10 protein-coding genes are annotated in these 13434 nt (G+C 40.3%); 3 read left to right on the plus strand and 7 right to left on the minus strand.

The genetic code is table 11. The features are described from left to right. Nucleotides 1-82: 82 nt before the first annotated feature. Nucleotides 83-1351: an ATP-binding protein gene (locus AC1DIV_RS14265; RefSeq protein ID WP_477576638.1), complete on the plus strand. Its 1269-nt coding sequence runs from the start codon at nt 83-85 to the stop codon at nt 1349-1351. A gap of 269 nt (nt 1352-1620) precedes the next feature. Here the strand turns inward: AC1DIV_RS14265 and AC1DIV_RS14270 are convergent, their stop codons facing one another. The 6 genes from AC1DIV_RS14270 to AC1DIV_RS14295 all read right to left on the minus strand — a co-directional run bounded on the left by AC1DIV_RS14270 (nt 1621) and on the right by AC1DIV_RS14295 (nt 10531). Beyond that, the gene (locus AC1DIV_RS14270; RefSeq protein WP_477576640.1) at nt 1621-4791 is read right to left on the minus strand and encodes an ATP-binding cassette domain-containing protein; all 3171 of its coding nucleotides are present in this window, start codon (nt 4789-4791) and stop codon (nt 1621-1623) included. A 275-nt stretch (nt 4792-5066) separates the two neighbouring features. Continuing rightward, nucleotides 5067-5198, minus strand: a complete 132-nt coding sequence (gene sspL / locus AC1DIV_RS14275) for a small, acid-soluble spore protein L (protein ID WP_034304091.1) — start codon at nt 5196-5198, stop codon at nt 5067-5069. A gap of 35 nt (nt 5199-5233) precedes the next feature. Next, on the minus strand, nt 5234-5452 hold the full coding sequence (locus AC1DIV_RS14280) for a hypothetical protein (protein ID WP_252267611.1): 219 nt from the start codon (nt 5450-5452) through the stop codon (nt 5234-5236). Between the two features lie 103 nt (nt 5453-5555). After that, nucleotides 5556-7895 carry an RNA polymerase recycling motor HelD gene (gene helD, locus AC1DIV_RS14285; RefSeq protein ID WP_477576642.1) on the minus strand — a complete coding sequence of 780 codons (2340 nt, stop codon included), beginning with the start codon at nt 7893-7895 and terminating at the stop codon, nt 5556-5558. Nucleotides 7896-8342: 447 nt separating this feature from the next. Further along, nucleotides 8343-9263 carry a response regulator gene (locus tag AC1DIV_RS14290; RefSeq protein WP_048681949.1) on the minus strand — a complete coding sequence of 307 codons (921 nt, stop codon included), beginning with the start codon at nt 9261-9263 and terminating at the stop codon, nt 8343-8345. Continuing rightward, entirely contained in the window at nt 9260-10531 is a 1272-nt protein-coding gene (locus AC1DIV_RS14295; protein WP_477576644.1) for a sensor histidine kinase, read from the minus strand. Before AC1DIV_RS14295 ends, AC1DIV_RS14290 begins: the two co-directional genes overlap by 4 nt. A 206-nt stretch (nt 10532-10737) precedes the next feature. Here AC1DIV_RS14295 and AC1DIV_RS14300 point away from each other — a divergent pair, with 206 nt between their 5' ends. After that, on the plus strand, nt 10738-12009 hold the full coding sequence (locus AC1DIV_RS14300; RefSeq protein WP_289350828.1) for a cation:dicarboxylate symporter family transporter: 1272 nt from the start codon (nt 10738-10740) through the stop codon (nt 12007-12009). 21 nt (nt 12010-12030) lie between these two features. Next, nucleotides 12031-12174, plus strand: coding sequence for a hypothetical protein (locus tag AC1DIV_RS14305; protein ID WP_477576646.1), 144 nt, complete (start codon nt 12031-12033; stop codon nt 12172-12174). Between the two features lie 222 nt (nt 12175-12396). On the opposite strand, the gene AC1DIV_RS14310 is transcribed toward AC1DIV_RS14305, so the two are convergent. Beyond that, nucleotides 12397-13374, minus strand: a complete 978-nt coding sequence (locus tag AC1DIV_RS14310; protein WP_048687212.1) for a 2-hydroxyacid dehydrogenase — start codon at nt 13372-13374, stop codon at nt 12397-12399. Nucleotides 13375-13434 lie beyond the last annotated feature (60 nt).

Consider the following 13434-nt stretch of genomic DNA (forward strand, 5'->3'; position numbering starts at 1 on the left):
AAATAAATTACTTATTAAGATTCTCTTTTTTGGTGTTATTCTTGTATAATAAACCAAACGGTTACTTTTTCAGGAGAATCCTATGAATTTTATTTATATCAATCAAAACATATTAGATAATCTTTTTTATATCTTAGTAAGTATTTTGATTTATTACATTTTAATAGATCATGGCAAAAGGTTAAGTCAGTATGGCAAGACCCTTATTACTGCATGCATGAGCATTCCTATTATATTAAGTATGAAGTTTCCTATTTATATCGATGAATATTGTGTCCACGATCTCAGGCAAATTCCTTTTATAATAGGGACCCTTTATGGTGGTTGGCCTGTAGGGGCTGCTCTGTTAGTCATCATATTATCTTTTAGGTTTGCTTTTTATGGCTTTAATTTACTTACGTTAATTGTATATATCGTAATCTTTATTATAACGGCTCTATTTTCTTCCAAATTCAAAAATTTCAATCGGAAAAATAAGCTTAATAGCTCGATACTATTAATTTTGTTTCTTGGAATTCTAACGAGCTTCATTTCACTCGCTATGTCTGATTATTTTCGAATAACGGAGGCGTATGTATTTTACTTTATCATCCTCCCTCCTTTCATTATTGGTTTAGCTGTTTATATCATGGAAATTTTAAAGGATGCCATTTTAATCCGGACACAAATGATAAGGCTTGAAAAAATGGAGGTAGTCAGTCAGCTTGCAGCCAGCATTTCACATGAAGTTAGAAATCCTTTAACGGTTGTGAAAGGATTTGTTCAACTGCTAAAGACTCCTGATCTGACTCAGGATGTAAAAGAACAATATATAGAGCATGTTGTCAGGGAGCTTAATAGTGCAGAATCCATAATTAGTGAATACTTAGCATTTGCAAAACCTGCACTTGAGAAAGTGGATAATATTTCAATTAACCGTGAAATAGGGTATGTAATTGAAATGATCAAACCATTGGCTAGCATGAATTTAGTTACGATATCTGAACAGTTGGCTCCAGCCATTACCCGGGGGAATATTCAACATTTCAAGCAATGCTTCCTAAACCTCATCAAGAATGGTATAGAGGCAATGCCAAATGGCGGGGAACTTAGTATTGTTTCTTATGTAAATAATTTCGATATCATAATCGAAATCAGTGACAATGGAGTGGGAATGAACAAGGAACAAATAAATCGTTTTGGCGAGCCTTATTACAGTTCCAAAGAAAAAGGGACTGGGCTGGGATCAATGGTGGCTGTCAAGACCATCCAAACGATGAATGGTACACTTCATATAACTAGCGCTTTGAATAGGGGAACAACGATTTCAATAACACTCCCCGTTTATCATGAAGGTCATTCTGGAAAATAATAAACAAAGTCCGCCGTAAATGGCGGACTTTTAGTTTGTAGAAAAATATGGTTTTATTTAAATTTAAAACCAAAGTTGATTGGAACGTAAGGTGCGAGACTCCTGCGGGAAAAGCGAGTCCACGGGAGACCCCACAGGCGCAAAGGCGCCGAGGAGGCTCCCGGACCGCCCGCGGAAAGCGAGTGCCTGGAGTGGAAATCAACGGTCAAATTGTACAAACCTTTATAAAACTGTAGACAAACTTGATTTTCAATAGAGTGCTGTTACATTTATTTTTTCTGGTCAAGGCATTGATAAACCGCCATCATGTCTCGTTTGTTCAATTCACGAATCCGGGCGAATATGGGGATATCGGCAACGGCCTCGGTACGTTCACTTTCAGCCACAACATCCTTCACTTTCCCTGTCAGCCAGGTCTGGACGTCGATGCTTTCGACGATTTCTTTACGCCCTTCATCATCGATGCCACTGGCATGACAGCTCACACAAGGGATCGTTAATTTATACACACCGTCATGGATGTTGTCTTCTGAAATGACTTTCTTGCCATTACAGAATGGGCATTTATGACTTGCTTTAATTTTATTGATTTGGGTAACGATTTTTTTGTAGCCGAATGCTTCATAGACATAGGTTAGTTTTTTGTATTTGCCATTGGTGAAATATTTATCAATAATGGTTTCTCTTGTTTCGTTAATATTGGCAAAGTCACAGATGGTGATCTGATTTTTGCTGCTGATTGCTTCGATATTGCCTTTAATGCTGTCCCAGAATGGTTGGGTATTTTGTAAAACCACTTCATAGCCGACGAAGCTTGCTAGTTCGAGTTCGAGCATTTTCAACGCTGCTTTTGTTTCACGTGGAAGGAATGAGACATCATCAGTGAGTGCGATATCGCCGCCCACAATCGCTTTTAGTTTTTCCAGTTCCGGCAGCTTTCCTACAATTTTGATGACTTGATCAATTGGCTGTTGGATGATCTCGCGAATGTCCGTATCACCAAACATCAGCTTTTTATGATGTTTGAGAACCGTTCCTTGACAGACTGGACAGTCAATCATCTCTTTTGTTTCTTTCATCTGCTCTTTAATGATTGATTTCGATACGAAGATATAACGCCCAATGATGAAATTGAACCCTTCCCAAATTCGCGATGCCTTGCCTGCTTTATCGTAAAAGGACTTTTCCCAATACCCATATAAGAAGGTATGTTTTTCGGCATCTGTCATCTCATTATAGCTTTTACTAATGTCGTGACCGAGTTCATTCTTGATCTCATCAAACAGGAATTGCAGTTTGGAATGCTGATAATATTTTAATACTTCCATCACGTCCGGATGTAATAAACCATCCCAGAATGGCACGTTTTTGTCTTGTATGACTACATCGAAATCGAATTTTTCAATGACCCGGCGTCCCGAACAGCTTGGACAATGATTTTCTGCTGAATAGAAATCGAAGCTTCTTGTATCTTTATTGGTCGGATGTGCAGCCACTATATGGTTGATCATTCCGCCCAATTCATAAAGAAACGTATATTGGCTGTACAAGTGCCGTTCAAGATCAATGGCGATGACAGGTGCAATCGTGTCGGACTCATACTCCCCATAAATCACGCGAGCGATTGGTGATAAGCTTTTTAAAATGCCGCCCTTATAGACGTTCTCTGCGTTTTTGAAATAGTCCAGATGATTTTCCTGTAAATAATCGATACCAGTTTTTGACCGGAGCGTCGAAGAGATATGCAACGGCTCCACTCGATCGTCACTGTCTTTGTGACTGTAATAATCATCATGACTGACAACGTCAAGATGCTGGACAGGCGTTAGCTGTCTTTTGCCAAAATCCACGATATAATCCGAGCTTTCCAGCATATAGGCATTATGTTCAATCATGATGATGGAGACGGATTCATCCTCCAGAATGACCCTGACACTGTCAATGAATTGGTTTAAAATATTTTGCGATAACCCTTTTGAAGGCTCGTCAAAAATGAACAGCGTGTGCGGGTTTCTTGTCTTCGCAAACAGCTCGGAAACTAAGTGGACACATTGAAATTCACCAGTCGATAGTGTTTGTGTTTTTCTTTCTAACGTTAAATAACCAAGCCCAAGTTTGATCAATAAGCTCAAACGTTTATGTGCGATGTCTTCAGATGGCAATTCTTCGATGATATCTTCGATCGAACGCTGAAAAATATCATCAATTTCATCACTGTATTTGGTTAGCTTCTTTTTAATATCAAGAAACGTCGCAACGGTTGACCGGCTGGTGATCGATTTATTTCGGTCCTGCCCGACCATGACCAGCTTATCCTTTGGATACCGCTTCTGAAAATCTTTGGAAATGCATTCATTGACTAGTGTAGATTTACCGCAGCCGGACTCACCCGTAAAGGTAACGAGTCTATTCTTGGGAATGCGGATTTCTTCCATTTGAATATTACGGCAGTAAAGATCCTGAAATTGATAGTATTCCGTTGGTGCTGCTTCATTTCGTTCCCAGCTGATTGGTTTGGGCCGCGGTGATTCCTCAACGATTTTCCCGCCATATTTTCCGCTGCCGGGTCCAAAGAACAATTGGTCATCCGTGCTATCCAACACTGTATCTGAGTGATCAATGAGCCAAATTTGATTTTTATAACCTAATTGCTTAATCTGCTCCAAAATTTTCAAAAGGGTTTGATGATCAAGACCGACGGAGATTTCATCGATGATGATCACGGTATTTTCACTTGTTGCCATGAATTCGGCCAAATAAAGCCGGGTTAATTCCCCTCCTGACACTGTCCCCATAATACGGTTCAAGCCTAAATAACCAATATTCATATTGATTATATTTTGGAGAATATGCTGTTTAGCTTCACTAATATGTAAGGTCTCTGCGAGTGAAAGGATCGTTTCGATGCTTAAGTTGTTGATATCGGATATAGTATGCGGGCGATCTAATAATTCAATGGTATATTGCTCGACTTCTTGATTGTAGCGCTTCCCCTCACACTTTGGACATTCGACGTTTTTCGTCGTACCGCGTCCTTTACAAGTGGGGCACCAGCCTAAGGCATTATTAAATGAAAAAACTTCCGGAGAAAGATTGAATTTTTCTGCAAGACAAACACGAATCTCTTTAAACACACCAGTATGTGTGCCAATGGTCGAACGGGGATTAGCTGAAATGGATGATTTGCCGAGAAAAAGGACCAGCGGCATTTCCTCCATCTTGATGGCACTGAAGTTGGTTTCCATAATATTAGGGAATAAATACTGATATTCAGACTTCGGCAATAAGGAAACGAGACGCTTCTTGGATTCTTCGCCAATGGTTTGACAAAAAGTCGTCTTCCCGGAACCTGATAAACCAGCAATTCCTAATGATTGGTCGTCTGGCAGTGATGAATCTAAATGGCTTATATTGTTCGCTATTAATCGATTTATTTTCATTTGTAACTCCTCTCATTTTTTTAAGCTCAGTCTTTCATATTAGCACAGCGGTATATGTATTTGGTATTTTTTTAACGGTAACCCCATCCTTTTATTCTTTCACATTCCGCTGCTTCAAAAACGTATGATTCATCGACAAAAAACGAGGAGTAAGGATTGGATTTTTTCCATAACCAAACCAATATGATGATAAAGCCTTCTAGATTATAAAAGCCCCTCTCGACTAAGAGAAGGGCTTTCCTTATAAAGTATGACCGCATTTTTATCCAATACGCTTATTTAGTATTGGACTTTTTTGCCTTGTTTTCAAGATCGCTTTTAGGCTCGGTGGAGAATTCCACATCTTTTCCATGTCCCTGCGGGTTAACACTTGGTGCGATGCGACCTCTTCCTGTCTTTTTACTCATTTCCTTCACCTCCAAGTATATGATGTTGGACGGATCTACTTTACATTACGGGTGTAATTAAATGTGTCTTTGTTCTGAGGAACATCAGGATCTTTTTTCCCGGCAGGCTGTACTGCTCTTCCTGTATTTCCGCTATAGCCTTCTTCCATGGGCCCTGGATAATGATAATGACCATCATTAACTGATTGCGTTGTTGCTTCACCAGTTGCATGATTTGCTCCCGTTTCCGCGCCATTTTCTTTATCGTTAGTCAATCCATCTCCTCCTTTTCTAAAGATTTTCTTTTATAGTATTTCGATAAAAGAGCAATAAAATGAAAGGAGAAAAAAGGAAGCACTATAATGACTCCATTCTTTGTTATTTGGAGGTCAGAAGTAAACTCTCGGTTGCACCGTTTTTCAAGAAGGGACTGGGTTCGCCAACCGTATAAATTTGTAAGTCATGCATAGCCCTGGTACATGCGGTGTAGAACAATCTACGCAGGCTCTCATCACCGTATGTTTGCATGGATGCATCATAAATGATGACTGCATCGAATTCGATGCCTTTGGCCAAATAAGCCGGTATAACAACTACACCCTGTTCATATTCATTTGTGCCTTTCTGTACGAGTTTAATTTCACCGTGGACACTAAGGGCATCGTATGCGGCGGCACTTTCGGCAGCAGATTTACAGATTATTGCGATTGTATTGTACTCACGGCTTTGGAAGTCTTTGACTTTAGACATGATTTTGCGGTGCAATTCATCACGGCTGGACACTTGAGTGAGTACAGGCTTCTCGCCTTCACGATTGAACGCCTTAATTCGATGGCCTTCTGGAATTAGTTCACGTGTGAATTCTATAATCTGCTTTGTGGATCTGTAGCTTTGATCCAAGGTTATGCTCTCGGTTTCACTTATTCCGTATAAACTGGTAAGAGTCTGGAAATCCACCCGTTCGCTGGCATGAGCAAATATTGCCTGGTTAAAGTCACCGAGCACGGTCATCCTGGCAGAAGGAAACAATCGTTTCAAAAACTCGAATTGAAATGGAGAATAATCCTGTGCTTCGTCAACAAGCACATATTTTATAGAAGTATTCGACTGGAATCCTTGAATTAACTCCTTCAGCAGCAAAAATGGAGTCGCGTCTTCGTAATACAGTTTACCTTCGTCCAGCATTTTTTGGGTTGATAAGCAAATTTCCCTTTCGGCAGGTGTTTCACCTTCATTCCACAGTTCGAACCGTATTTGTTCGTCAAAAAGTTGCTTGTATATGCCCTTAATATTGATAAAATGAAGTGCTTTTATCCGTTTGCGTAACGACTTCAATTTCTTTCGAACAATCATACGCGCAAGCATCTTATTCTCTATCTCATAATCGTCAAAGGAATCTTCATTATCACCGCGTTTTTTCTCTAAATAGGTGTATACCTTTTGGTAGTCTTCTTTGCTAAGATACTCGATTTCCTCCTCGACCCAAGGTTGTTTCAACTCAAACTTTTCCCTTTCATCAAGTAGCTCACATAACCACTCTTTCAGCTTTTCAATCCTATTGTGAAATCTTAATGTGGTGTCTGTGTTATAAAATCTTTCTGAGATTTGTTTGGCGGAGACGAGCGTTTCCCCTCGGAACTTTAACCCTCTAAAGATCATTCCGGATTGCTCAAGTGATTGTCTGTAGGTCTTGATGATTTCAAAGAAGCGAATGGATGCCTTAAATTGGATACTCGCTGTCCTGGTGCTATAGGAAGGATCATCCGCTGCAGTCAGCAAATATTCCAATTGCTCATAAGGATCCTCAACTTGAAAAGAGTCAGTCAGACGATGATCCAGGTATTCCTGGAATGTTACCTGCTGCATATTCTCTTCGCCAAGTTCGGGTAACACATTGGATACGTAGTTATTAAACATGGAGTTAGGAGAGAATAGAATGATTTGATCCGCTTTCAGCCTTTCTCGGTTCTTGTAGAGCAAGTAAGCGATCCGTTGAAGGGCAGCTGATGTCTTCCCGCTGCCAGCTGCACCTTGAACAATAAGCAGACGTCCGCGATCGTTCCGGATGATCCTATTTTGCTCACGTTGAATGGTGGACACGATACTGTGCATATGCTTATCCGTTCCCTTGCCCAGTACCTGCTGCAGGATCTCATCCCCAATGGTGAGACTCGTATCAAACATTGATTCGATAACGCCTCCCTTGATGGTGTATTGCCACTTGTTCTCCAGCATTCCCCGAATTACGCCTCCGGGAGTGGAGTATTCTACAGGACCGGGAGGATAGTCATAATAAACACTCGAAATCGGGGCCCTCCAATCGTAGATAATGAAGTTTTCTCCTGTTGCATCAGTAAGAGTGGAAGTCCCAATATAAATTTGTTCCGTAAGGGGAGACCCTTCTTCAGTGATATCAATCCGGCCGAAATAAGGCACTTCCTGCATACGGCGCAATGTTGACAGCCTCTTGAAGGCATATCTATGTGCGCCTTCGCTTTGTGACAAGTCTTGAGCCTGCTGCCTTAAGCCAATGATCGTCTCGAGGTAATCATCGAAAGTATCGATATTAACCTTGAGGTCATCCCAAAAGTGTTTACGGATATTAACAACTTCTTTTTTACGCTTTGAAGTTTCTCCTTCTATTTTGCTGATTTGTTTCGTGATTGTATCTATCACCTCATTCAAACGTTCTTGCTCCTGCCGAATTTCATTGTTCATAACGGACACTCCTTTAAAAAATGAGAAATTAGGGGTTGACTAGAGGTGAGTTTTACCTTATACTTATAGTAAGGGGTAAACTGTTTTTGTATATATTTAAATGTGTTTCTATACTAATTTATCATAAATTCTGAATGATATCAATGTATTTTGCACAACAGTTGCCATAATGAATCGTCATTTTAAACTTTAATTAACATGTACAGTCAGTAACCAGTTGAGCAAGCAGCTTGACTGGTTATTTTTATGCATATTTGAAAGCCTCATTGCTTCGCTAGTTCTTTTACTATAGATTTGAAACAAAGCCATACTGTTAATAAAAAAATACGGAGAAAATAGCGATAAAGACAAATCCATCTAAACGGATTTGTCTTTATGTTTCTTACATTGAAAATACGAAAATGTTTTTGTGAATTTTCAATCTATTCCACTTGTGTTACTGGTTTATTATTTCATCATCTGCCTTGCTTCCATAAACAGCACTTGGATAAACTTTTTCATATTATTGCGGCTCTGACTGCTTACTTTTTTGCTTTTGTCTTCTAGCTCCAGCATTTTTTTGCGGACTTCCGAGAAATCAAAAAATGTGGATGAATAGGCTTCGAATTTTGGATTCATATAATCCGTCAATCCTAATGAAGCGATATGGATGAGTGCCTGGTTAAGTGCGCGACGGACACGCTGCTCAGAAGCTTTCATTTCTTTCTGGATTTCGGCCTCTTTCGCTTGACCTCCCAGCTTTTCAGCAGCAATCCCAGCAAATATCTCCTTTAAATATGGAAATGTGTAGGCAGGACCGAGTCTTTGCTTTTCATTTTGGAGGAATCCTAAAATGTTTAATAAATCCTCGCTTCCCCCTTCGCCAATCATACCTAAATCAGAAATTAAGGACCGTCCGGCTTCCATGATACTTTTTGTATGAATGGAGGGCACTTTCGAAGACTTCGGGCGGCCCGTAAACACGTTCAACGACTTTTGAATGCCCTGGATCGATTGATCCACCAGTATTCGCTCGTTCACTTTGTTTAATATGCATGAAATTTCAACTTGGTTCAGCGGTTTTGTAATGTAGTATTCCGCTCCTAATCTATACGCCTCTCCAATCAGTTCTTTCGATTCCACTTGCGAAATCATCACAAATCTTCCTTGAAATCCATCAGCTAGAGACCGGATCGTTTCAATTCCATCCCTTAATGGCATGAGCAAATCAATTAAGACAACGTCTGCTTTTTTTAAAAGCAACAAGCCATTATTCACTAAAGCTCCGTCTTCTGCTTCTCCCACCACTTTGCCTAAATCTTCGTCTTCAATTATCTCTGTCAACATTCCTCGAATGGCAGGATCGTCATCTATAATGAAATAATTCATCTCGTTAACCCTTTCTCCATAATAGCATCAATCGGAAATCCTACGATGAATACGGTTTCTTTATAGGTGTCCATTAGCCTGATATGTCCTCCAAATTTTTCAACTGTTTGTTTCACATACGATAAGCCAATTCCAGTCGAAGGGTTTCCCGCCGCATCGAATTTCTTTGTATATCCTGCTGTAAAAATGATTTCCTTCTGCTTCGGCGCAATGCCGGGGCCATTATCACAGATGCAAAACTCCACGAATTGATCTTTCCTTTTCACATGCAGTGATACGTATCCTTCTTCTTCAATGGCTTCCACTGCATTGGCCAATAAATTATTTATTAATGATAATACCATATATACATGATAGGGGGGATGGTCACCATCTATATGCAAGGAAAATGTAATAACTTTGCGAAGGGACTCTGCATATCGTCTATTGGACACGATCATGATGTTACCAAGGTCTTCGATCTTCATATATTCCTGCAGGTTTTCGGATGACATAAGTTTCGACAGCCCCGCATAAATCCGCTGGTTATCTTTTTTGATCTCATGCACGAGACCGGCAATCTGCAACGCAGTTTGCGCATCGCTTCCATTAGTCCCCTTTGTTTTTATCCGACGGTAAAAGTCATAACAAGTGCGGGTGATTTCTTCCGCATTTTGCATTGTTTTCTTCAGTTGAACCGATTCCTCATACAAACTTGAAATGAATAGCAGCATTTGTTCCTTTTGCATGCGCTGCTCCGCTTCTGCGGATTTCGCTTCTCTCAGCTTTAATATATTAAAAAAGCCGAGAACGAAAAAGCTTCGAATAAAGGCGATTAAAACAAGTTGGTCAATGGCTAGCAAGGGTGTGTCCTGATTCGCCAGGATGGATCGGATCGTCATCTCCGATACACTTGCAAAAAGCTCGATCAATACCCCTAAAAGCCCGATCATAAACGGCTGATCGTGCCGTTCGTTCAATTTCGTTTTATGAAAGGCCAACGCGTAAATGAAGTAGTAGAAAAAGGCGGGAACATGAAGATACATCGCATCCTCAACGGATATGTCCCGTATCCCGACAGCCAGTGAAAAACGTAAAAAAAACACACTCATTCCCGTCACTATGCCTGCAATAATCGGGTGGATGCTCCTCCCCCATAGTAAAAACAAGAAGAAGACGGGGGTTCCCAAACTGACTCTGAATGTATCATCGAAGGGGTAAAACTTGAATTCGCCCGCAAGAGGCACCGCAATCATAATCAATAGTAATATCCTTATACTCTTTTTCAATACGGTCCCTCCCCAGTCACTATATTAAAAACATAACACATGAAAAGGTAAAAAAGTGAGAAGGGTTTTGACTGAAACTATTATTTTTTCTGCCCCTTGTAAGTATCAGTAGGATTCAGTAGGTTCCAGTAGGATGATCATAAACTTGAAATAATCTAAAAATTGAAAGCGTTAACAAAAGGGCAACTATCAAAGGAGGAATTCAAATGAAAAGGTTTGGCTTAGCTACTCAAATTTTTATTGCACTTATACTAGGTATCGTTGTCGGTGCTTTATTCCATGGTAATGAAACAGTCATGGCCATTTTGGTGCCTATCGGGGATATTTTCATTCATTTAATTAAAATGATCGTCATCCCGATCGTCATGGCTGCATTAATCGTCTCCATAGCGGGAGTCGGCGATATAAAGAAACTAGGTAAATTAGGCGGGAAGACTCTTCTTTATTTTGAGATTGTCACCACAATTGCCATTGTTATTGGATTACTGGCGGCAAACTTGTTCCACCCAGGGTCTGGCTTAGATACAAGCAATCTTGAAAAAAGTGATATTTCAAAATATGAAGAAACAACAAATACCGCTGGTAGCAGTGGCTTTGGAGAAACAATTTCTCATATTGTTCCTTCAAATGTATTTGAATCAATGGCTCAAGCGGATTTATTACCGATTATCTTCTTTTCTGTTTTATTCGGCTTAGGTGTGGCTGCGATAGGCGAAAAAGGAAAGCCTATTCTTGGATTCTTTGAAGGTGTGTTGGAAGTAATGTTTTGGGTGACGAATCTAGTCATGAAATTTGCCCCCTTTGGTGTGTTTGCGCTGATTGGTGTAACCGTTGCAAAATTTGGTATCGCAACATTAATTCCTTTAGGGAACCTAGTAATTGCTGTTTATGTGACGATGGTATTCTTTGTATTCGCCATTCTTGGAATTATAGCGAAAATGTCAGGGACAAGCATTTTTGTTATCCTGAAAGTGTTAAAGGATGAATTGATTTTGGCATTTACAACAGCAAGTTCAGAGTCGGTATTACCAAGGCTTATGGACAAAATGGAGAAGTTTGGCTGCTCGAAATCCATTACTTCCTTTGTTATTCCAACAGGCTATACGTTTAATCTAGACGGCTCATCGATTTATCAAGCACTTGCTTCACTTTTCGTGGCACAAATGTATGGTATAGATTTATCCATTACACAACAGATCACTTTGTTACTAGTATTGATGTTAACTTCAAAAGGAATGGCTGGCGTTCCGGGTGCCTCATTTGTTGTTGTTTTAACAACACTTGGTTCTATGGGACTGCCCGTGGAAGGTGTTGCGTTCATTGCCGGTATCGACCGAATTTTGGATATGGGAAGATCAGCGGTTAATGTCATAGGGAACTCATTGGCGGCGATTGTCATGTCGAAATGGGAAGGGGAATTTGACCAGGATAAAGCAAACCATTACGTTGATTCAATTAAACAATCAGACGTAGCATAAACTTATAAAGGAGGAAACACGGTGTCAACAATCCAAATAAATCATGACGATCGTATTAAGAAAGACTTCTTGGGATCAAAACAAGTACCAGTGCATGCATACTATGTATCCCAACATTGCGTGCAGTCGAAAACTTTCCGATTACAAGTTACCCTTACGAGATGACAAACCCAGGTATTTCTTGTGCTGAACTGTTTGATAGATCGTAATTTCCGATTTTGGTGAAATGGCAGATGTGGTTGATGAATAACAAAAGTCTGGGGAATTGATATAAAAGCCCTCCTTTATGGGAGGGCTTATTTGTTTTGCAGGATGAGTAAAAATAATAATCCGGAACTAAAAAATGGATAGCCCCAAATAAGGCTATCCAGCTTAATTTATAAAAGATCACTTCACCTTTACGCCAGCTTTAATCAACGTAGGCGGAGTTTCCCCCTGTAATCCGGCGACAAGGTTGGTTGCGGCCAGCATCGCCATTTTCAGGCGGGTTTCATATGTTGCGGAACCGATATGAGGCAAGGTGACGACATTCTTCATGGAAAGCAGCGGGTTGTCTTCCTGGACGGGCTCCTGTACAAAGACATCCAGTCCTGCCGCGTGAATTTCTCCGGTTTTTAGCGCATCGATCAACGCTTCTTCATCCACTGTTTTCCCTCTTGAACAATTGATGAAGATGGCGGACTCTTTCATGAGCTTGAATTCTTTTTCCCCCATCATCTTTTCGGTTTGAGGAGTCAGCGGTGTCATCAAGCAGACAAAATCAGATTGCTTTAACAGATCTTCCAGAGAACAGTATGTAGCTCCATACTTTTGTTCCGCGTCTTCGTTTCTGGATCTGTTGTGATATAAGATGTTCATATCGAACCCAAAACGGGCCCTTTTTGAAACGGCAGATCCGATTCCGCCCATTCCGATAATACCTAATACTTTATGATGGACGTCCAACCCAAACGATTTTTCTCCGATATTCGATGTCCATTGCCCTGACTTTACCATTTGATCCAACTCAGGCATTCTTCTCGCTGTGGAGAGAATCAAACCCATGATCGTATCGGCAACTGTCTCATTCAATACCTCGGGAGTGTTTGTAGCCATGATTCCTCGATTGGACAACTCGGTTACATCCAAATTGTCGTAACCAACCGATGAATTACAGACGATTTTTAATTGAGGTGCTTGATCCAGTAAAGTTTTATCCACCTTTAATCCTGAACCTAATATACCTTGTGCGTTCTTCAGCTCCTGAAGAAATTCAGGATAGTTTTGTGAATGAAGACCCTCAAAATAAACGACATCACAAGTCTCTTGAATATAATCCAACACCTTTTGATCCACTTTCTTATAAACGATTACTTTCGGTTTCATCATTGATACCTCACTTCCAATAAAGTAGGACCCCATCGGGTTCAAATGCTGACATAACCT

The organism is Peribacillus sp. 05N428 (assembly GCF_056397085.1).